19 protein-coding genes and 1 pseudogene are annotated in these 20,491 nt (G+C 71.8%); 6 read left to right on the top strand and 14 right to left on the bottom strand.

What is annotated here, in order from left to right:
- Positions 1 to 280 precede the first annotated feature (280 nt).
- The gene (locus tag ACQP10_RS22290; RefSeq protein ID WP_346022300.1) at positions 281 to 856 is read right to left on the bottom strand and encodes a hypothetical protein; all 576 of its coding nucleotides are present in this window, start codon (positions 854 to 856) and stop codon (positions 281 to 283) included.
- 473 nt (positions 857 to 1,329) lie between these two features.
- On the opposite strand from ACQP10_RS22290, the gene ACQP10_RS22285 reads away from it, so the two are divergent.
- Both ACQP10_RS22285 and ACQP10_RS22280 read left to right on the top strand, forming a co-directional pair.
- Positions 1,330 to 2,511 carry a zinc-dependent alcohol dehydrogenase gene (locus tag ACQP10_RS22285; protein ID WP_433539644.1) on the top strand — a complete coding sequence of 394 codons (1,182 nt, stop codon included), beginning with the start codon at positions 1,330 to 1,332 and terminating at the stop codon, positions 2,509 to 2,511.
- A gap of 71 nt (positions 2,512 to 2,582) precedes the next feature.
- Entirely contained in the window at positions 2,583 to 3,056 is a 474-nt protein-coding gene (locus ACQP10_RS22280) for a hemerythrin domain-containing protein (protein ID WP_346022298.1), read from the top strand.
- A gap of 129 nt (positions 3,057 to 3,185) precedes the next feature.
- Here ACQP10_RS22280 and ACQP10_RS22275 read toward each other — a convergent pair whose 3' ends face one another.
- On the bottom strand, positions 3,186 to 3,473 hold the full coding sequence (locus ACQP10_RS22275) for a Fe-S cluster assembly protein HesB (protein ID WP_246424779.1): 288 nt from the start codon (positions 3,471 to 3,473) through the stop codon (positions 3,186 to 3,188).
- A 576-nt stretch (positions 3,474 to 4,049) separates the two neighbouring features.
- Here ACQP10_RS22275 and ACQP10_RS22270 point away from each other — a divergent pair.
- Entirely contained in the window at positions 4,050 to 4,877 is an 828-nt protein-coding gene (locus ACQP10_RS22270; RefSeq protein WP_399500858.1) for an alpha/beta fold hydrolase, read from the top strand.
- Positions 4,878 to 4,958: 81 nt separating this feature from the next.
- Here ACQP10_RS22270 and ACQP10_RS22265 read toward each other — a convergent pair whose 3' ends face one another.
- Complete coding sequence (locus ACQP10_RS22265) at positions 4,959 to 6,374, bottom strand: FAD-dependent oxidoreductase (protein WP_346022296.1); 1,416 nt, start codon at positions 6,372 to 6,374, stop codon at positions 4,959 to 4,961.
- A 261-nt stretch (positions 6,375 to 6,635) separates the two neighbouring features.
- Here ACQP10_RS22265 and ACQP10_RS22260 point away from each other — a divergent pair, with 261 nt between their 5' ends.
- Entirely contained in the window at positions 6,636 to 7,400 is a 765-nt protein-coding gene (locus ACQP10_RS22260) for a TSUP family transporter (RefSeq protein WP_346022295.1), read from the top strand.
- Between the two features lie 92 nt (positions 7,401 to 7,492).
- On the opposite strand, the gene ACQP10_RS22255 is transcribed toward ACQP10_RS22260, so the two are convergent.
- Complete coding sequence (locus tag ACQP10_RS22255; RefSeq protein WP_433539643.1) at positions 7,493 to 8,743, bottom strand: methyltransferase; 1,251 nt, start codon at positions 8,741 to 8,743, stop codon at positions 7,493 to 7,495.
- A gap of 551 nt (positions 8,744 to 9,294) precedes the next feature.
- Between ACQP10_RS22255 and ACQP10_RS22250 the strand changes: the two genes are divergently transcribed.
- The gene (locus ACQP10_RS22250) at positions 9,295 to 10,323 is read left to right on the top strand and encodes a DUF418 domain-containing protein (RefSeq protein ID WP_346022293.1); all 1,029 of its coding nucleotides are present in this window, start codon (positions 9,295 to 9,297) and stop codon (positions 10,321 to 10,323) included.
- A 182-nt stretch (positions 10,324 to 10,505) separates the two neighbouring features.
- On the opposite strand, the gene ACQP10_RS22245 is transcribed toward ACQP10_RS22250, so the two are convergent.
- From ACQP10_RS22245 to ACQP10_RS22220, 6 genes are all read right to left on the bottom strand, one after another.
- Positions 10,506 to 11,750: an MFS transporter gene (locus ACQP10_RS22245; RefSeq protein WP_389998868.1), complete on the bottom strand. Its 1,245-nt coding sequence runs from the start codon at positions 11,748 to 11,750 to the stop codon at positions 10,506 to 10,508.
- Between the two features lie 51 nt (positions 11,751 to 11,801).
- A complete protein-coding gene (locus ACQP10_RS22240; protein WP_346022291.1) occupies positions 11,802 to 12,377 on the bottom strand; it encodes a TetR/AcrR family transcriptional regulator in 576 nt (191 codons plus the stop codon).
- A gap of 265 nt (positions 12,378 to 12,642) precedes the next feature.
- Entirely contained in the window at positions 12,643 to 13,299 is a 657-nt protein-coding gene (locus ACQP10_RS22235) for a response regulator (protein ID WP_389998863.1), read from the bottom strand.
- Positions 13,296 to 14,399, bottom strand: coding sequence for a sensor histidine kinase (locus tag ACQP10_RS22230; RefSeq protein ID WP_433539642.1), 1,104 nt, complete (start codon positions 14,397 to 14,399; stop codon positions 13,296 to 13,298). The genes ACQP10_RS22235 and ACQP10_RS22230 overlap by 4 nt, the downstream gene beginning before the upstream one ends.
- Positions 14,396 to 14,683, bottom strand: coding sequence for a hypothetical protein (locus ACQP10_RS22225; RefSeq protein WP_433539641.1), 288 nt, complete (start codon positions 14,681 to 14,683; stop codon positions 14,396 to 14,398). Before ACQP10_RS22225 ends, ACQP10_RS22230 begins: the two co-directional genes overlap by 4 nt.
- Positions 14,684 to 14,762: 79 nt before the next feature.
- Entirely contained in the window at positions 14,763 to 15,353 is a 591-nt protein-coding gene (locus ACQP10_RS22220) for a TetR/AcrR family transcriptional regulator (protein WP_433539640.1), read from the bottom strand.
- A gap of 135 nt (positions 15,354 to 15,488) precedes the next feature.
- Here ACQP10_RS22220 and ACQP10_RS22215 point away from each other — a divergent pair, with 135 nt between their 5' ends.
- Entirely contained in the window at positions 15,489 to 16,253 is a 765-nt protein-coding gene (locus tag ACQP10_RS22215) for a class I SAM-dependent methyltransferase (RefSeq protein WP_433539639.1), read from the top strand.
- Positions 16,254 to 16,262: 9 nt separating this feature from the next.
- On the opposite strand, the pseudogene ACQP10_RS22210 reads toward ACQP10_RS22215, so the two are convergent.
- From ACQP10_RS22210 to ACQP10_RS22195, 4 genes and pseudogenes are all read right to left on the bottom strand, one after another.
- A pseudogene (locus ACQP10_RS22210) lies at positions 16,263 to 16,436 on the bottom strand (nitroreductase/quinone reductase family protein); the annotation flags it as partial.
- 81 nt (positions 16,437 to 16,517) lie between these two features.
- The gene (locus ACQP10_RS22205) at positions 16,518 to 17,831 is read right to left on the bottom strand and encodes an MFS transporter (RefSeq protein WP_433539638.1); all 1,314 of its coding nucleotides are present in this window, start codon (positions 17,829 to 17,831) and stop codon (positions 16,518 to 16,520) included.
- A gap of 11 nt (positions 17,832 to 17,842) precedes the next feature.
- Positions 17,843 to 18,601 carry a DeoR/GlpR family DNA-binding transcription regulator gene (locus tag ACQP10_RS22200; RefSeq protein WP_229811600.1) on the bottom strand — a complete coding sequence of 253 codons (759 nt, stop codon included), beginning with the start codon at positions 18,599 to 18,601 and terminating at the stop codon, positions 17,843 to 17,845.
- 100 nt (positions 18,602 to 18,701) lie between these two features.
- Positions 18,702 to 20,489 carry an ABC transporter permease gene (locus ACQP10_RS22195; protein WP_433539637.1) on the bottom strand — a complete coding sequence of 596 codons (1,788 nt, stop codon included), beginning with the start codon at positions 20,487 to 20,489 and terminating at the stop codon, positions 18,702 to 18,704.
- Positions 20,490 to 20,491: the final 2 nt, after the last annotated feature.

The raw sequence follows: 20,491 nt of genomic DNA, 5'->3' as shown, positions 1-20,491 counted from the left end.
GTGCGGAAACCGGAAAGCCGACTCCCGCGCCCCAGGGGCCGCCGGAGCTTCCGGCGGCCCCTGGGGAAGTTCCGGCGAAGTGGCCTCTGAGCTGTGGTGAACCCGGGCCCTGACTCTCGCGCCAGGACCCGGGCGTGCAGACCACCGGCTCATCCGGCGGTGCGAGGCGCGGTGCCGGGCTCAGCCGCTCCCGGCTTTTCGGTGGCCGCCCGGGGTGAAGGCTTCAGCGGCGGAAGAGCCTTCGCCCGGGGCGGTGCCGGGTGAGTGGAGGTAGGAGGGCTCAGCCGTCGACCGTGACCGAGGCGAACCGGTAGTTCGTGTAGCCGTTCTCGTCTCCGGAGTGCTTCCGGCCGATCATGACGTGGTAGGGGCTCGCCGATACGGAATGGCTGCTCTCACGCAGGTTCGAAGTCCACGGGCCGGGGACGAGCCGCAGTTGCCTGCCCTGCCACCACAGCGCGCCCGACTCGTAGTTCGTGTAGCCGTTCTCGTTCCCGCTGTGCCACCGGCCGGTGATGACCCGGTTGTCGGTGGTCTCGTAGTTCGAGCTGCTCTCCTTCTGGTTGGAGCTCCAGCTCCGGGACTCCACCGCCACCTGCTCGCCGTTGATGAGGATCCGGCTGCAGGAGTACTTCGTGTAGCCGTTCTCATCTCCGGAGTGCGAACGGCCGGTCATGACCTGGTTGGCGGGGCAGGTGAAGGTGACTCCGGCGGATTCCTTCACGGTGCTGGTGGTCTGGAGCTGGACCTCGACCGTGTAACTCGCGGCGGTGGCGGGAGCCGCCGGCACCAGGGCGAGGGTGGCCAGGGCCGCCGTGGCGGTCGTGGCGAGCAGGGCCTTCTCGCGCTTCTTCACGTTCCTCGGTTTCCTTTCGGGCGTCTTTCCAGGTATTTAGAGCGCATGTGGCGGCGGCACGAACCGGCTATTGGGCCGATGGTTCGCCGACCTCATCCGCGCGGCACCTGCACGCGGAGGAAAGAACCGCCGCAGGTGATCGCGATCTCATGGTGACGGCCGCCGAACCACCGGGTCGTCCTTCGCGTGGGTGAGTGTTGATCCGCCGCGCGAATTACCCTTCACACCCACTCCCTGATTAGTGCGAATGGAAAACGGAATAAAAGACGACCGAAATAAGCGGGGGATGGTTGGGAAATGCGCCGGTTCTGGGAGGGCTCATCGCGACGCTGCGCGTCACGACTCGAGGGCTCAGATCCGGTGTCCTCCCTCGGGGGTTCTCGTTTGAGGGCGGTTCAGTGGGTAAGGGGGACGTCGTCGCAGCTCAGGCGTGGACGAGACACGCCGTCCGGCGTCCTGATAGGAGGAGAGCGATGAAGGCACTTACCTGGCACGGTAAGCGAGACGTACGTGTCGAGGACCTCCCGGACCCGATCATCAAGGAGCCCACCGACGCGATCATCAAAGTCACCACGACCGCGATCTGCGGCTCAGACCTCCACCTGTACGAGGTGCTGGGACCGTTCCTTGGGCAGGGGGACGTCCTCGGGCACGAGCCGATGGGCGTCGTGGAGGAGGTCGGCGCGGAGGTCACGCACATCAAGCCCGGTGACCGGGTCGTCATCCCGTTCAACATCTCCTGCGGCCGCTGCCGGATGTGCGAGATGAAGCTGTACGCCCAGTGCGAGACCACGCAGGTGCGCGAGTACGGCACCGGGGCCGCGCTGCTCGGTTACACCAAGCTGTACGGCCAGGTCCCCGGGGGACAGGCCGAGTACCTCCGGGTCCCGCAGGCCCATTTCGGGCCGATCAAGGTGCCCGACGGGCCGTCGGACGAGCGGTTCGTCTACCTCTCCGACGTCCTGCCCACCTCCTGGCAGGCGGTGGACTACGCCTGCATCCCTGATGGTGGCAGCGTCACGGTCTTCGGCCTGGGCCCGATCGGGCAGATGTCCGCCCGGATCGCCAAGCACCTGGGATACCGGGTGATCGGCGTCGACGGCGTGCCCGAGCGGCTGGAGATGGCCCGCCGGCACGGCGTGGAGATCCTGGACTCCTCCGCGACCCCGAACGTGGCGGAGGCGGTCCGCGAGCTGACCGGCGGACGGGGCACCGACTCCGTCATCGACGCGGTCGGCATGGAGGCACACGGCTCCCCGGTCGCCAAGATGGCGCAGACCGTCACCGGGCTTCTGCCCGACGCGGTCGCAGCCCCCCTGATGACCAACGCCGGTGTGGACCGGCTGGCCGCCCTGTACCAGGCCATCGACACGGTACGGCGCTGCGGCACGATCTCGATCTCCGGCGTCTACGGCGGCGCGGCCGACCCGATGCCGATGCTGAAGATGTTCGACAAGGGCATCACCCTGCGCATGGGCCAGGCGCACGTCAAGCGCTGGATCGACGACCTGATGCCGCTGGTGACCGACGACTCCGACCCGCTGGGCGTCATGGACCTGGCGACGCACCGGCTGCCGCTGGCGGAGGCACCGCACGGCTACGAGATCTTCCAGAAGAAGCAGGACGGGGCCATCAAGGTCCTCCTGACCCCCTGACGATCCCCGAGAGAAGACGTCCCCCCGAACAGGCGGGTCCCCGCGACCCGGTATCCGAAGGAGATGAGGCCATGGACGCCATCGTGCTGCTGAAGGACGACCACAAGACGGTCGAGAAGCTGTTCAAGGAGTTCGAGCAGGCGGGCGAGACCGCCTACAAGAAGAAGCAGGAGATCGTCGAGAAGATCTCCAAGGAGCTGTGCGAGCACGCCTACATCGAGGAGGCGATCTTCTACCCGGAGGCGCGTGCCGAGGCGCCCGACACCTCCGACCACGTCCTGGAGAGCGTGGAGGAGCACCACGTCGTGGCCTGGCTGCTGTCGGAGCTGAAGGGGATGGACCCCAAGGACGAGCGGTTCGACGCCAAGGTGACCGTCCTCATCGAGAATGTGCGCCACCACATCAAGGAGGAGGAAGAGGACTGGTTCCCCCAGGTCCGCGAGGCTCTGGGGCGTAACAGGCTCCAGGAGCTCGGTGAGCGGATGGAGAAGGCCAAGGCCGAGGCCCCGTCCGACCCGCTCGCGCTGGCCAGCGCCCGCCAGTAGGGCGCCGGCGGCGCGGCGGGGCGCCGCCGGGACGCGGTGGGAACGCCCCCCGAAGCGCCCGTCAGGGCGCCCGGTACAACGCGGGCCCCGGCCTCATTCCGAGGCCGGGGCCCGCTTCCCGAAAGGCCGTCACGCCTGCCGGGGAATCTGTTCGGTGATCGTGAAGGTCACCCCTCCACCCTCGTCGACGTCGGCGTCGAGGGATTTGTCGTCGAGCAGGTCCGCCGCCTTGGGATCCAGGAAGATGTGCGCTCCGTCCGTCTCGACTACCTTGTCCTCGGACTGCGGCCCTTCGACGATCGACAGCAGCAGCGAGTCCGTGTCGTCGCTCTGCGAGGAGATGCGGACCCCGGTGTCCGCCGAGCCTCCCACCTGCGAGCTGAGATTCCGGATCACCTGCGCGGCAGTGTCGGTCATTGTGAGCATTATTACTCCTTGTCCGAATTAAGGCTGGATTCTCCGCCCTTGCCCGCTTACGGCAGAGCCGACACCTGAGCCAGGGGATTTCCCCCCGGCGCCGGCCGTACCCACCCCCGGCCAGCCCGGCGGCTCCGTGCGTGAGGCACCCCCGCGGTGAACGCCGCAAGGGGGCGCCGCTGACCGGACCCGCGAGGGGGCGCCGGTGTCTGGACCCGCGAGGGGGCGCCGGTGTCTGGACTGAGGAGTGAGTGAGCGCAGCGAGTGAACGACGAGGGAAGACACCGGGCAAGAGCCCCCGAGCCGCGACGCGCAGCGTCGCCATGAACACAATCCCCGAGCCGCGACGCGCAGCGTCGCCATGAACACAGCGTCGCCATGAACACAGCGTGGGCAAAGAACGGCAGACCGGACCATGGCCTTAGGCGCATCATGACCGCGGTATCGACCGAGGTGAGTGGCCCCGGAGACGCGCATCCGGCCGGCGGGCCGACCGCCGACCGGCCGGATGCGCGGAGCCGGCCGTCATCCACCCTTTCCTCGGTACGACCGCCGGTCCCTTCGGAGCGCTTCACGATGCCTTACGCGACCACCCGCGACGACACGCGGATCTTCTTCTACGACTGGGGCAGTGGCCCGCCCGTCGTCTTCATCCACGGCTGGCCGCTGAACGCCGACGCCTGGCAGGACCAGCTGAAGCTGGTCAAGGACAACGGGTTCCGGGCGATCGCGCACGACCGGCGCGGCCACGGCCGCTCCGGCCACCCGGCGGGCGGCTACGACTTCGACACCTTCGCCGACGACCTCAGAGACCTCATCGAAAGCCTGGACCTGCGCGACGTCACCCTCGTGGGGCACTCCATGGGCGGTGGGGAACTGGCTCGCTACATCGGCCGGCACGGCACGTCCCGCCTTCGCGGGGCCGTGCTCCTGTCCGCGATCCCACCGCTCATGCTCAGGACCGACGGCAATCCCGAGGGAACGCCGCAGGAGGTGTTCGACGGCCTGAAGGACGGCATCCTCGCCGAGCGCTCGCAGTTCTGGAAGGACACCGCCGAGGTCTTCTTCGGGGCCAACCGGCCGGGCGGCAAGGTGACGCAGGGCAACAAGGACGCCTTCTGGTTGATGGCCATGGCCGAGAACATCGAAGCCGGGGTGGCCTGCGTGGACGCCTTCTCGGCCACCGACTTCACCGAGGATCTCAGGAAGTTCGACATCCCCACGCTGATCGTCCACGGTGACGACGATCAGGTCGTGCCGATCGCGGCGGCCGGGGAGAAGGCATCCAGGATCATTCCGGACAACGTCTACAGGGTGTATCAGGGCGGCTCGCACGGCATCGCGATGGTGCCGGGCCAGAAGGAGCAGTTCAACGCCGACCTGCTCGAGTTCCTGCGCGCCTGAACGGCGGGATCCGCTCCGCGCCGGACACGCCGCCGATCCGCCCGGCCCCCCGGCCCCCCGGCCTTCGGCGGGCCGGCTCGTTCAGCCGCCGGTGTGGAGGCGTTCGAGGCGCTCGGCCGTCTTACGCGCGGCGATCAGCACGGGGTCCCACACCGGGGCGAACGGGGGAGCGTAGGCCAGGTCCAGGCCGGTCATCTCCTCCACGGTCATCCCGTGCCATACGGCCAGCGCCAGGGTGTCGATCCGCTTGGCCGCGCCCTCCTGCCCGACGATCTGAGCGCCCAGCAGCCGTCCGGTCCGGCGGTCGGCGATCATCTTCGTCCGCATCTCCCGCGCGCCGGGGTAGTAGTGGGCGCGCGTGGTGGAGGCCACGGTCTCGGTGATGAACTCGAACCCCGCCGCGGCGGCCTCGGCCTCGTTCAGGCCGGTGCGGGCCACCTCGTACTCGCAGATCTTGGACACCGCGGTCCCCACCACCCCGGGGAAGCTCGCGTACCCGCCCCCGATGTTGATGCCGACCGCGCGGCCCTGCTTGTTGGCGTGGGTGCCCAGCGCGATCGCCACCGGCCGGTGGGAGACCAGGTGGAAGGTCTCGACGCAGTCGCCGGCCGCCCACACGCCCTCGACGGGGGTGCGCATCCGCCGGTCGGTCCGGATCCCGGAGGTCTCGCCCACCGGGATGCCCGCGGCCTCGGCCAGCGCGGTGTTCGGGCGGGCCCCGAGGCCCAGCACGACCAGGTCGGTCCGTACGCTCCGGTTTCCGACGCACACCGCGTCCACCCGGCCGCCTGAGGCGGAGAAGCCCGTCACCCCCTCTCCGAGGAGCACCTCGACCCCCAGCCGGCGCAGGGCGTCGGCGATCAGGGCGCCCATGTCGGGGTCGAGCGTGCCCATCGGCTGCTCACCGGCCTCGACGAGCGTCACCGAAAGGCCCCGGCGGACCAGGGCCTCGGCCATCTCCAGGCCGATGTAGCCGCCGCCGACCACCGTGGCGGCGCGCGGGCGCTCCGCCCCGTCGGCCTCGACGGCCCGCAGCAGCGCGGCGCCGTCGTCCAGCGTCTGCACGCCGTACACGCCGGCGGCGTCGGCGCCGGGCAGGCCGGGACGGCTGGGCAGGGCGCCGGTGGCGACGACGAGCTGGTCGAACGGCTCCCAGTAGTCGCGGCCCTCCTCGTGGTCGCGTACGGCCACCGCCCGGCGGTCCAGGTCGATCTCGGTGACCTCGCTGCGCAGGCGCAGGTCGATGGCCTGCTCGTCACGGAAGACCTCGGGGCGCCGGACGACGAGGTCCTCGACGCCGCCCACCTCGCCGCCCACCAGGTAGGGGATCCCGCAGGCGGAGTAGGAGGCGTGGAAGCCCTTCTCCAGCGCCACGATCCGCAGGTCGTCCGGGCCGCGCCGGTTCCGCGCCTGGGAGGCCGCGCTCATCCCCGCGGCGTCGCCGCCGATCACCACCAGCCGTTCCGCCATCGTCCCGCCCGTCTCGCAAGCCGTCATCGTGTGCCGCTGGGAAAGGAGTTCCTCCGCCCGCCCGTCCCAAACGGCATCGCCCCGATCATGACGTGTCGCGCGGCGGCGGCCGTGCCGGGGTCCGGGGCCGGTTGCGCACGCCCGGTTACAGGCGGCCGTCCCGTACGGTGACCGCCCGCCCTCCAGCCGGCAGGGGAGCGCGTCCCCCGCGCGGAGGACGCGGGGGACGGTGTTCGGTACGCTCTGCCGAGCTGACGGTGGATAACGGATGGTTCGGGGGATTTCAGGATGGGCACGGTGGAGATCCTCCTGTTGCTGGCGGCCGCGGCCGGGGCGGGGTGGATCGACGCCGTGGTCGGCGGGGGAGGGCTGCTGCAGTTGCCCGCGCTGCTCGTCGCCGGGGTCTCGCCGGTCCAGGCGCTGGCCACGAACAAGCTCGCCGCCGTCTTCGGCACCTCATCGGCGGCGGTCGCCTACGCCCGCACCACGAAGATCGACCGCCGGGTGGCGGTGCCCGCCGGGCTGGCCGCGGTCGTGTTCGCCGGTCTCGGTGCGGCGTCGGCGGCGTCGATCTCCAAGGACGCGCTCACCCCGCTGGTGATGGCCGCCCTGCTGTGCGTGGCGCTGTTCGTCACCCTCCGCCCGGCGTTCGGCGCCCATTCCCACCCGCACCTGCGCACCCGGGCCAGGGTGCTGGCCGCGACCGCGGTCACCGGCGCGGCGATCGCCTTCTACGACGGCATCCTCGGGCCCGGCACCGGCACCTTCCTGATCATCGCCTTCACCACGATCCTCGGTATGGACTTCGTGCACGGCTCGGCGCACTCGAAGATCATCAACTCCTGCACCAACGTCGGGGCTCTGATCGTCTTCGCCTCCCAGGGACACGTGCTGTGGTCGCTGGGGCTGGGGATGGCCGTCTGCAACATCGTCGGGGCCCAGGTCGGGGCGCGGATGGCGCTGCGCCGCGGTTCGGGGTTCGTGCGGATCGTGCTGCTGTGCGTGGTGTGCGCGATGGTGGCGAAACTCGGCTACGAGCAGTTCCTCTCCTGATCTACATTGTGAAGCCGACTGGCTGGTTGAAATTCGTGAATACGACAGAAACCCCGGCCTCGCCTGGGCAGGCGAGGCCGGGGCGAGTGCGGTCACGCCGATGACGAGGTCCCGGCACGAGAAGCCGTGGAACACGCGGAAGCGCCTCCGTCCTCATCCGGAGGCGGTGCCGGGGCCGGCTCGCTCCCGGTGACAGCCGATGCCGGACGTCGTCCGGCGGCGAGACGCCAGAGCGAGGTGACCTCCGCGGCCCGGGCGGCGTGGAGGGGATCGGCGGCGTCCCTCGCCCGTGGGTGCCGCGGCCTGGTGTCGATCCTGTCCACCACGTGCAGGCCCGCCTCCTCGATGCCGGCCAGTAGTTCCCCGCGCGTCCTGAGCCCGAGGTGCTCGGCCAGGTCCGACAGGATGAGCCATCCCTCACCTCCCGGTTCGAGGTGCGCGGTGAGCGCGGTCAGGAAGCCGCGGAGCATGCTGCCATCCGGGTCGTAGACGCCTTGCTCCACGGCGGAGGTGGGCCGGGCCGGAATCCAGGGCGGGTTGCAGACGATGAGGTCCGCGCGCCCGTCGGGGAAAAGGCCGGGCCCCACGACGTCGACGCGGCCGGTGAGGCGTAGCCGGCGGACGTTCTCTTCCGCGCAGGCCAGAGCGCGCGGGCTGATGTCCGTGGCCACGACGTGGTCGACTCCCCGGCGGGCCAGGACGGCCGCGAGCACTCCCGTTCCCGTGCCGAGGTCGAACGCGGTGCGGCGGCCCGCGCGAGGGCCCGCCGGCGGGGGGAGTGGCGCATGCGCGACGAGGTCGACGTACTCGCCCCTGACGGGGGAGAACACGCCGTAGTGCGGGTGGATGCGGGCACGGAGGGCCGGTACCTCCACGCCCTTCGTGCGCCACTGATGCGCTCCGATCACGCCCAGCAGTTCGGTGAGCGAGACGGCCACCGGCTCGGACCGCGGACCGTACGCTTCGATGCAGGCTCGGCGCACATCGGGGGCTCTGCGCAGGTTCAGGCGGTAGTCGTCCTCCAGCAGGACGAGGAGCCGGCCCAGCACGCGGGCACGGTGGCCGCGGGCACGGCGGTGCAGGTGGAAGGACTCTGCCGGGCTGTCACCTCGCCGGGGAGGTTTCCGGTCGATGCGGCGGCTCATCGCCTGCAGCAGCCGTCGTGCGCCGTGGAAGTCACCCCGCCACAGCAGACCGGTGCCTTCACAGGCCAGGCGGTAGGCGGTGTCGGCTTTCATCCGGTCGTCGGCGTCGATGACCCGGCGGGGAGGCGGGGTCGCGCTCTCGGAATGCCAGTGGGCGGAACGGGGGGTGTTCGTCTCGGTCCAGCGGATCGTGGACACCACGTACTCCTCGTGGTCGAACGTGCAGGGGCACGAAGAGCACTTCGACGAGGAGCGGGAGAAACGGCCCGTGCGGCGCACGGGCGGGTGTCAGGGCAGGTGGGGCTACCGCTCCCGCGTCGAAGCGCGAGCGGGGAAGTCGCCGAGAACCATGCCGAGTGTCACGATCAGCCCTTTCGGAGAGATGACGTAAGAGGGTCGCACAGACCTTCCCCGTGGGCAAACCGGCCCGTGGGGCGGGGGAAGGCCGGCTTCCCGCTCGGCGCGGCCCGTCGCTCCCCGGTGGCGTCCTCGTCGCGCGGCGGCCGCGACCTCCGGGCGGCGGGATCTCCCCGGGGTAGGCGGGGAACCGGCCGAAAGTACGGCCGCCCGTGGTGCGGATCATGCTTTCGGCCCATGCCGGCGGCGGGCCGGATCCGCACGATGGGCCCATGCCGTACGAAGATCTTCCCCCCAGCCCTGAAAACCCGCCCGCTCCCGGAAACCCGCCCGGCCTTGGACACCCGCCCGGTCCTGGAAATCCGCGTCCCGGAGGCTCGCGTCCCGGGCGGGTGTCGTCGCGAACGCCGGACCCCGGTGACCGCCCGGCCGGGTCCGGCCGGGCGCGGATCGCCGCGCTCGACGTCGTGCGCGGGTTCGCGCTGTGCGGGATCCTGCTGGCCAACGTCAAACCGATAGCCCACGTCGGGGACGCCCTCACACCCGCCGCGCCCGTCCCGGCGGGGGACACGGCCGCGTGGCCGGGGCTGTTCGTCGACCAGCGTTTCTTCCCCATCTTCTCCCTGCTGTTCGGTGTGGGGTTCTCGCTGCTGCTGGAGTCGGCGGCGGTCCGCGCCGCCCGGCCGCGGCTGGTCCTGGCGCGCCGGCTCCTGGCGTTGCTGGCGATCGGCCTGGTGCACTTCCTGCTGCTGTGGCGGGGGGACATCCTGACCGCCTACGCCGTCGTCGGTCTGCTGGTGCTGCTGCCCTCGACCTGGCTGCCGCGGTGGGCCGTGGCGTGCCTGGCGGCCGTACTCCTCGCGGTGTCGCTGCTGGCCACCGGGGGCTGGCACGCGCTGGTTCCGGGGCTGTTCCTGCTGGGCTCGGCGCTGACCCGGTACGGGGTGATCGACCGGGTCGAGCGGTCCGCGCGGGGGCCGGCGGTGCTGGGCCTGGTCCTGGCGGCGGGGGCGGTGCCCGCGCTGTGGTGGCAGAGCGGGCTGGATCCGTACGACCCCGGCTTCAGCCTGGCGTTCTCCACTGCCGGGCTGCTGGTCGCCGGAGTGTACGTCTGCGTTCTGCTGGTGTTGATGCGGACGCCGCTCCGGCCGGCGCTGCGGGCGGTCTTCGCGCCGCTGGGCCGGATGGCGCTGACGAACTACCTGACCGCCACGGTCCTCGTCCTGGTCGCCGCCCGCGTCCTCGGGGGAGTGCCGGACCGCTGGTCGGAGGCGACAGTGGTGACGGTCGCCGGCGTCATCCTCGCCGTGCAGTGGCTGTGGTCGGTGCTGTGGCTGCGGCGGTACCGTCAGGGGCCGGTCGAGTGGCTCTGGCGATGGGTCACCTGGGCCGGTCGCCCGCCCCTGCGCCGCGCCGCCTGACCGTCGTCCTCCTCGCCGTCCGCCTCGCCCTCACCTTCGCGCCCTCGCGACGGCCCGCCGCGCCGTATTCCGGAGAGCTCGCGCCTCGCGGCGGCCCGCCGCGCCGCGTTCCGGAGAGCGGGGAACGCCGCCTCCGCCGCCTCGGGTTCCCGTGGACGGCGTCTCTGTGGCCGGCCGGGTGTTCAGGCCGAGGCGTGGGTACGGTCGGTCAGGACGCGGGCGAGGACGATGGTGACGAGGCCGGCCAGGACGACCGACAGCAGGCCGGCGCGCAGGCTGAGGAGGTCGGCGACGGCTCCGACGAGCAGCGGGGACAGCAGGAAGCCGCCGCGCAGCAGCCAGCTGACGATGGTCAGGCCGGTGCCCGGCGGCAGGCCGGGCAGTTCGTCGGCAGTGTGCATGGCGGCCGGGACGAGGGTGGCGAAGCCGAGCCCGGCGAGGGTGAAGCCGGCCAGCGCGGCCGGGATGGACGGCACGGCCAGCGCTGCGCCCATGCCGGCGGCGGCCAGGACGCCTCCCGCGCGGGCCACCGCGCGTTGCCCGAAGCGGTCCACCACGCGGTCGCCGGACAGGCGGCCGATGGTCATGGCGGTCTGGAAGACCACGACGGCCAGGCCGGCGGTGGCGGCGTCGGCGTGCAGACCGGTGAGGAAGAGGGCGCCCCAGGACGCGCCGGCGTCCTCGACCAGCGCGCCGCACGCGGCCAGTACGCCGAGCGCGGCGAGCATCCGTACCGCCGGGCCGGTGAACGAGCGCCGGCCCGCGCGCCGGGCGGGCGGGGCGGCTGCGTGGTCGTCGGCCGCGGCCGGATCGTGGGCTTCGGCGGAGCGCTCGGCGTCTTCCGGTCCCGGCAGCAGGAAGCGGTGGGCGACGACGGCCACAAGGCTGAACAGGGTCGCGGAGATGCCGAGATGGATCGTCAGGGGCAGGCGGAGGCCGGCGGCGGCCGAGCCCATCAGGCCGCCCAGGACGGCGCCGATGCTCCATACGCCGTGCAGCGAGTTGAGGATGGAGCGCCGGTAGAGCCGTTGCACGCGCAGGCCGTGGGCGTTCTGCGCGACGTCCACGATCGCGTCGAGTGCGCCCACGACGAACAGCGCGCCGCCGAAGGCGACCCAGTTCGGCACGAACGGGATGGCCAGGGTCGCGAGGGCGGTGATGACGATGCCGAAGGCGGCCACGCGGGCGGAGCCGAAGCGGCGGATCGCGGCGCCGGCGAGCAGCCCGGCCAGCAGCGCGCCGATCGAGTAGCCGGCCACCGCGGTGCCGAAGACGGCGTTGCTGACGCCGAGGTCGGCCTTGATCTGCGGGTAGCGCGGGACGATGTTGAAGAAGACGGCACCGTTGGTGAGGAACAGCGCCGCGACGGCGGCGCGGGCCAGGAACGCCCGGCGGGTGGGCGCGGTGGAAGGGACGGCAGAGGACATCGGCTTTCCGATCACGGCGTAACAGGTGCGTGCGGGGGAGCGGGGAGGGGGTCAGCGCAGGAAGCGGTGGACGGCGTGGCGGATCTGCTCGGGCGTCATCGGGTCGGTGGACAGGGCGCTGTGCAGCACGAGGCCTTCGATGAGCGCGTCCAGCTCGCGGGCGGTGGTGGCGTCGAAGTGGCGCTCCAAGGCCTGGCGGCTGCGCGTCATCCAGGACTGGGTGACGGCGCGCAGGGTCGGGTTGCGCGCCGCGGCGACGTACAACTCCACGGAGAGGACGAGGTCGTGCCGCGAGCCGAGCAGGTCGTCGGCCACCAGTGCGATGACGGCCTCGATCGCCGCCTCTCGGTCGGGCGCGGCACTGAGCCGTTCGTCGAAGACACGGGCCACCGACTCGGCGTGCCGGGTGAACGCCTCGGCGAGCACCTCCTCCAGCGAGGTGAAGTGGTAGGTCATCGAGCCCAGCGGCACGTCGGCGACGCGGGCGATCTCCCGGTGCGTCGTGGCGGCCACGCCGCGTTCGGCGATCACGGTCAGCGCCGCGTCGATCAGCCTGTCCCGCCGGCCCGGGTCGTGCCGGCGGGGCCGCCGCGCGGCGGGTGGCCGCGGCGGGGCGGTGTCGCTCATGCCGGGTCCGGTTCGAGCATCGGGTCGCGCATCGAACGGCCATCCGCCTCGGGCATCATATGTACGAGTGTACACATCATGTGCCGGCATGCGTGGTGCATCGCGGCTGATCCCGGTGTCATCCGGGGTGCCGAGGAGGCGTCGGACATGTAAGGCAGGGGGCCCCGAGGAACACGCCTGACGGGTTATCCGGGGTTGTCAGGCATGTTGGTCACTTGCGGGAACCCCGTCCTCAAGGATCTCGCTTTCACCGGTGGCCGCTTGTTCAGATGTCGGTGGGCGAGGGGCTGACGAGACCGTGCTCGTAGGCGAGGATGACCAACTGCACGCGGTCACGAACTCCCAGCTTGGTGATGGCCCTGGTGATGTGGGTCTTCACGGTCAGCGGGCTGATCACCAGCGCGGCGGCGATCTCGTCGTTGGACAGGCCTGTTGCCACCAGCCTGACCACCTCGCTCTCGCGCGTGGTAAGCGCGTGCAGCGTCGCGGCGGGCCGCGGGCGGTGAGCGAAGCGCTCGACGACGCGGCGCGTGACGCTCGGCGACAGCAGGGCTTCGCCCGCCGCCACGACCTCGACCGCCCGGCGCAGTTCGGCCAGGTCGACCTCCTTGGTGAGGAAGCCGCTCGCCCCTGCCCGCAGGGCGTCGAACACGTTCTCATCGGTGTCGAACGTCGTCAGGATGATCACCTTGGTCGCCGGCAGCTCCCTCAGGATGCGGCGGGTGGCGTCGATGCCGTTCATCCCCGGCATCCTGATGTCCATCAGCACGACATCCGGCCGCAGCCGGACGGCCTGGCTCACCGCTTCCTCACCCGAGGCGGCCTCACCGACGACGGCGAGGGTCTTGGCGCGGGCCAGAAGGGCGCGGAAGCCCGCCCGCAGGAGCGCCTGATCATCGACGAGCAGCACGTTGACGGTCATGGCGCCAAGCCGCTCAGGTGAGCCGTCAGGGGCAGGACGGCCTGGACCGCAAAGCCGCGGCCGGCATCGATGCGCAATGTTCCCCCGAGGGCGGTGACCCTCTCCCGCATTCCGGTCAGGCCGTGCCCCGCGGTGAAGTCCGCCGCCGCGCTCCCGTTATCGACGACCCTCACCTCCAGGTCCCGGGTCGCGACCCGGAGCCGGATCGTGAGGCAGTCGGCGTTGGAGTGGCGCAACGTGTTGATGACGGCCTCCTGGACGACTCGGTAGGCGGTGAGCGCCTGGGCCGCCGGGATGGCGGCGAGGTCGCCCTCCGGCTCATAGCGCACCTCCAGCCCGGCGGCCCGAGCCTGCGCGACCAGGACGGCGACGGACTCCAACCCCTGCTGCGGGGTGTCGCGAAGCTCGCCCACGAATGCTTTGAGGTCTCTTGTGGCCTGGTTCCGCACGGCGATCGCGGTGCGCAGAGCGGCCCGCGCCTCCTCGGGCGAGTCGTCCAGGGCTTCGACGGCGACATTCAGGTGAACGCCGACGACGGCCAAGGTGTGGGCGACCACGTCGTGAACCTCTCGGGAGATGTGCAGGCGCTGCTCGGCCAGCCGCGTCTGTTCCAGCTGCAGGAGACGGGCCTGGTGCTCGGCCCTCCACCGGTTGTACTGGCGCGTGGCACTCGCCCCGGCCAGCATCACGGCCAGCCAGAGCAGCTCGACGCCACCGCGAGCGAGCACTTCGCCGACGCCCAGCCCCTGCCAGCCCATGCCGTACGCCAAGGTGAGGACGCCGACGCCCGCGGCCCAGCCGGGCCGGGTGAGCGAGGCGGTGAACAGGGCGGCCGACAGCGGCCAGACCCAGCCGCCCTCGAACAGACCGGAGCTTTGGTAGCCGATGAGCACGACGGCGGACAGGACGAGCACGAGCCGGGGACGGTACCGGCGAGCCAGCAGCAGTCCCCCCAGAAGAACCCCCAGGGCGGGCGCGCCGTGCCACAGCAGCGGCGCGCCCATCATGGCCGGCCCCAGTCCGACGCCCACGCCCGCCAGCAGGGCCAGCGCCAGATCCACCAGCCGGGTCTCGCGCGACCTGATCGCGCCTGCACTCACGCCCTGTCGCCCACCGTCACGGGGCTTTCGGAGCCCGCGGCCAGGGATCGGTTCCTCGCCGGGCCGGTGGCGGCCAGGACAAGCCAGAGCAGGTACAGACCGAGCAGGACCCGCTCGGCCAGGCCCAGCGGAGCCGTGTGCGTGAAGGCCATCGAATCCACCATCGCCACCACGAAGAGCAGGAATGCTACCGACGACGCCCAAGCCAGGACGGTCAGCCCCCGCGCCTTCGACGCCCACGCGGGTTCGCGCCGCCAGCGCAGAGTGAGTCCTTCGCACGTCACCTGAGCCTGCGCCATCGGAGTATCCGGCTACACCGATCGATGTACGGCGGCTCGCCTTCCGCCCTCTGATCTCCGATCCTCAGCGGCCGGCGTCGGCGATGACCGCTGTCACGAACCTGTCGACGGCCGCCGTGGCCGGCGGCCCGGGGTCGCGGTCCGCGAACAGCAGGTGCCCGCCACCGACCAGGGAGAGGGTGAGCGAGTCGATGTCGGCGTCGGCCGCGATACGGCCCAGTTCACGCTCCTCCGTCAGATAGGCGGAGATCGCGGCCGTGGCCTGGGAGAGGATCGCGATGCCGCCTCCGGGCATGGCTTGCCGCAGCCGGGCGCGCAGCTCATCCCGGAAGGTGATGAGCGGGATGATCGCCACCGGAACCGGTCCGAACAGGGTGGTCAGCGCGCTGGTGAGGTTGCCGGCCACCGTGCCGGTGCCGGCGGACTCGCGCAGCGCACTCGCCTGTGTCTCGAGCTGCGCGGCCCGGTCGAGCACGAGGCCGGTGAGGAAGGCGTCGAAATCGGGGAAGTGCCGGTGCAGGACGCCTTTGGCGCAGCCCGCCTCGTCGGTGACGGCCCGGCTGGTCAGCCCGTTCGGCCCGTCTCGCAGAAGCACGCGTTCGGCGGCCTCGAACAGCTGCCGCCGCGCGTCGCGAAGGTGCACTCCGGTCGGCACTCGCAGATCCTCTCGTGTGTCAGCCCGTCGGCATCCGTTGCCCAGTGGGCATGTGCCCACTAAGGTGGGCGCATGCCCATACTACCGCGAGAGCAACCGGAACCACCCCTGACCGAGCCGCGAACGTCCCGGCAGATGGCCGAGTCGTTCGGCGTGGACGCACAACGCTACGACCAGGCCCGTCCCGGCTACCCCGATGCGTTGGTGGCGCGGATCGTCGCCGGGAGCCCCGGGCCTGACGTGCTCGACGTCGGCTGCGGCACCGGCATCGCCGCCCGCCAGTTCCAGGCCGCCGGCTGCGCCGTGCTCGGCGTCGAGCCCGATGCGCGGATGGCCGACTTCGCGCGAGCCCGTGGCCTGCGGGTCGAGGTGGCGACCTTCGAAGCCTGGCGGCCGACCGGCCGGACGTTCGACGCGGTCATCGCCGCCCAGTCGTGGCACTGGGTGGATCCGGTCGCCGGTGCCGCGAAGGCGGCACGTGTGCTGCGCCCAGGGGGACGGCTGGCGATCTTCGGGCACGTGTACGAGCCGCCTGCCGAGGTGGCCGAACCGTTCGCCGCCGCCTACCGGCGGGCGGCGCCCGACTCCCCGCTCAACGGCCAACCGGCCCGGCGTCCGCTCGGCCTCTACCAGGCGGCGTACGCGAAGTTCGCCGACCAGATCCGCGAGACCGGGCAGTTCCACGATCCGGAACAGTGGCGGTTCGACTGGGAGCGGTCCTACACGCGCGACCAGTGGCTGGACCTGCTGCCCACCACCGGCGGCCTCACCCGGCTCCGTCCCGATCAGCTGGCCGGGATACTGGGCGCGGTCGGGGAGGCCATCGATTCCCTGGGCGGACGCTTCACGATGAACTACACCACCCTGGCCGCGACCGCCGTACGCGCCGGCGCCCGCTGAGTCCATCCGTCAGGTCGCCGCCCGCTCGATGGCCACGATCGGGATCCGCCGTGACGTCTCTCGCCGGCAGCCGATGTGGCGGGGCCATGTCCCGGTCATCGTCTCCCAGGGGCGGAGCCGCTCGCCCTCGGTCGCCGGACGGGCCGCCGCGCCGGACACCTCGGCCCCGACCTGCGCCTCGACCTGCGGCTGGGCGAGCGGGCTGTGGAGTCAGAGTGGACGGCCGGCGGCGCCGCCGGTGGCGGCGACCACGAGATAAATAATCTACTTTGTAAAGGTCATTGTCCGAAGAAAAACAGCACCCAAGGCAACAAAACCAGCAAGCAAGGCGGGAACGGCCAGCGCGAGAGGAAGGCCGACGACTTCGGCGAGCCCGCCGATCAGGATGGGGCCGGCCAGGAAGCCCGCGTATCCCAGGCTGGCCACCCGGGCGAGGGCCTGGCCGGCGCGGGCGGGGTCGCGGCGGCCGGCGGCGGAGAACAGCTGGGGGATGATGCACGACAGGCCCGCGCCGAAGCAGGCGAACCCGAGGACCGCGATGATCTGGTTGCCGGCCAGCAGGCCGGCGCCGAGTCCGGCCGCGGCGAGCGTGCCGCAGCCGCGTACCAGCGTCACCGCGCCGAACCGGGCGGCCAGCCGGTCTCCGGCGAGGCGGCCGGCGGTCATCATGATGGAGAAGGCGGCGTAGGCGGCCGCGGCGAATCCCGCCGAGCTGTCGAGGCTGTCGCGGAGGTAGACGGAGCTCCAGTCGGCGGCGGCGCCTTCTCCGATCATGCAGCAGATGGCGAGTACGCCCAGGGCGAGCACGCCGTGGGCGGCGCCTTTCGCGGGGGTGTTGCTCCCGTTGCTTCCCGGGGCGGCTCCCGCGGCGGCCGCCGGGGTGGCTTCCGCGGTGGTCGTGGTGGTGGCGGTGGTGGTTTCCGGGGTGGTCCGTGCGGCGGGACCGGCGGTTCCGGGGAGCCCGGTGGGTGCGGGTTCGGCGGGGTGTCCGGGAGGTGCGGCGGAGCGGGGGAGGGCCCAGCGGGCGGCCCACAGTGCCATGAGGGTGAGGACTGCGGCGGTGGTGGTGAAGGTGGCGGCGGGGGTGAGCCCGGTCTGGGCGAGCAGGCCGCCGGTGGTGGCGCCGAGGAAGCCGCCGATGCTGAACGCCGCGTGGAAGGACGACATGAGGGGGCGGTTCGCGGCTCGTTCGACCTCGACGGCGTTGGCGTTCATTGCCACGTCGAGGGTGCCGTGGACCAGGCCGAAGGCGAACAGCGTCGCGGCGAGCGCGGTGAGGCCGGGGGCGTGGGCGGGCAGGATGAGGACGATGCCCTGGGCGAAGGCCATGGGGATCATGACGGTGGCGCTGCCGTGGCGGTCGATGAGGCGGCCCACCACCTGCATGCCGGTGATGGCCCCGGCCGCGATGCCGAGGAGTCCGAGGCTGAGGCGGCCGTCGCTGAGGTCGAGTCCCTCCTTGATGGAGGGGATGCGCGCCGTCCAGGTGCCGATGGCGATGCCCGCCAGCGTGAAGAGCAGGTAGACCGCGATGCGGGCGCGGGTGAGGGCCGTCCGGTCGGGGGTGGTGACGTGCATGGGCGCTCCGGTCAGACGGTGCGGACGGTGACGCCGGCGGCGGTGAGGGCGTCGTGTTCGCCCGGGGGGATGGCGGTGTCGGTGATGACGATGTCGAGGCGGTCGAGGGGGCAGACGGCGCCGAAGGCGGTGCGGGTGAACTTGCCGGAGTCGGTGGCGACGATGACGCGTCGGGTGGAGTCGATGGCGGCTCGTTTGACGGCGACGTCGGACAGGTCGTGGGCGGTCAGGCCGTGTTCGGCGGACAGGCCGCAGCAGCCGATGATCGCGGTGTCGAAGCGCAGGGATCGGATGGAGGTCTCGGTGAGGGGGCCGGAGAAGTTGAGTTCGCCGGGCCGTACCTCGCCGCCGGGGAGGACGAGGCGGATGCGGGGTGCGGTGGCGAGTTCGTCGGCGGATTGCAGGGATAGGGGCAGGACGGTCAGGCGGCGGTCGCGGATCGCGCGGGCGACTTCCAGGGTGGTGGTGCCGCCGTCGAGCAGGACGGCCTCGCCGTCGGCGAGCAGGGTGGCGACTTCGGCGGCGATGCGGCGTTTGATGTCGGTCGCCTCGCGTTCGCGTACGCCGAAGGGGGGTTCCTCGCCGCGTAGCAGGAGGCTGATGGCGCCGCCGCGGACGCGTCTGACGACTCCTTGCTGGGCGAGTTCGTCGAGGTCGCGGCGGATGGTCATTTCTGAGACCGCGTGGGCGACGGCCAGTTCGGCCACTGAGACGCTGTCCTTGGCGCGCAGTTCGGACATGATGGCGCGCAGGCGATCTGAACTCTCCACGAGTTCATTTGAACATGATGAATGTTCGGTTGGCAAGCCGCCGGGTGAGCCCGGCCACCCGCCCTCCCCGGGATCGCCGGTGTCCGCAGTACCGGGCCGGTCAGGCCGTTTCGGCGCTGAGGGTCTGTGCCACGGGCACGCGGGCCGCCAGCCGTGCGGGCAGGGCGGTGAGCGCGGCCGTCGTCAGGACGGTCGCGAGCGCGGCGGCGAGCAGCCAGGAGGAGGGGGGTTCCACGGCGTTGTGGGCGGCGAAGAGCGAGAGCAGGCCGGCGCCCAGGGGGACGCCGATGGCGGCGCCGGGCAGCGTGGGCAGGAGCTGGGCGGCGGACAGTCCCGCGGAGATCTGTCCCGGGGTGGCGCCGAGTGTGCGGGCGACGGCCATGCTCGCCCGGGCCTCCATGGCGGTGGTCCAGGTGAACGTGAGGGTGTTCACGACGGCGAGTGCGATCAGCAGGACGGTGACGGCGAGCAGCAGCCGGCGGTCGTGCTCGCCCCGCAGGTTGGGCAGGACGGAGGAGCCGTCCAGTCCGTAGCCTCTCTCCGGCTGGACGTGGAGGGTCAGCAGGGCGACGATCGCGATCACCGTGGTGGCGGTGGAGCATGCCTGCAGTACGGCGCGGCCCGGCCGGCGGGCGGTCAGCCGCAGCCCGAGCAGTAGCGGTGTGGGCAGTAGTGCGGACAGCGCGGTGAGCCGGGGGCGGTGACGGGGCTGGTGCGCGGTGGCGGTCAGCGCCGTGACGGTCGCCGTGCGCATGGCCCGCAGTGTGGGACGCAGTGTGGACAGCACCGCCACCGCCATGGCGAGGACGGTCGCCGCGGCGACGGTGGAGCCGGTCAGCTCGGCGGTGCCGATCCGGCTGGCAGTGGGGCTGGCGACGGCGGGCAGGGTCAGGCGGGCGATCACCAGTCCCAGCGCGTCGCCGATCAGCGCCAGCGCCAGATACTCGGTGAGCAGGACGGTGGCGATCAGACCCGGGGTGGCGCCGACGGCCTTGAGTAGTCCGGCCCGGCGTGTCCGCTCGATGGCGCGTCCGGCGGCCAGCGCGGCCACTCCGGTGATGGCCAGGAAGCCGAGCAGCCAGCTGCCGACGACCAGGATCGGCTGGGTGTCTTTGAGGATGACCATGTCCTGCTCGGCCGTGAACCGCCAGGTGTGGAGGTTCACCCTGAGGGTGAAGCCTCGGTGGGCGGCCAGGAATGCCTCGGCCCCGCCGGGGTCGCGCAGCTTGAGGTCCAGGGCCGTGGTCACCGGGAGGTCCCGGGACGCCGCCAGTGCGCGGGCGTCCGATCGGGTCATCCAGGCCAGGCCGGTGTAGTCGCTGGGTCCGCCGTACGGGCCGATCTGTGCCGCCCAGGGGTAGATGGAGGTGGCGGCGGTGACGGCGATTCCGACGACGGGGTAGGACCGGCCGGCGATGGTGACGTGGTCGCCGACGCCGGCGCCCAGGGCGGTGGCGAAGCCGCGTTCGAGGACCGTGCCGCCGGGGCGTACCCAGTGGCCCGAGGTCACCAGGGGCCGGTTGAGTGTGCCGGGTGTCTCGGCGAAGCCCTGCACCACCACCGGGGAGGAGATGGAGTCGCGCGTGGTGAGGCCGGCGTAGACGATGCGGTAGGGGCCGTGGTGGGCGACCACTTCGGGGTCGTTCGTCAGCGAGGTCAGGGCCGACGTCATGGTGGGGCCCGTCTCGCCGGAGAGCGCCACCACGTCCGGTCCGGCGGTGGCCGCGCGGGTCTGCTCGTACAGCGCGTCGCTCACACCGCGCAGGGACAGGCCCAGGGTCATCGTGGCGGTGGCCACGATCACGGCGAGCAGGAGCGTCGCGGCCTGGACCTTGTGCCGGCGCACGTCGGCCAGTGCCAGGCGCACGATGAGCACGGTGGAGCCCATGA

It is taken from the genome of Streptosporangium sandarakinum (genome assembly GCF_050942225.1).
Lineage (GTDB): Bacteria > Actinomycetota > Actinomycetes > Streptosporangiales > Streptosporangiaceae > Streptosporangium > Streptosporangium nondiastaticum.
This window is presented reverse-complemented; position numbering and strand designations above follow the sequence as displayed.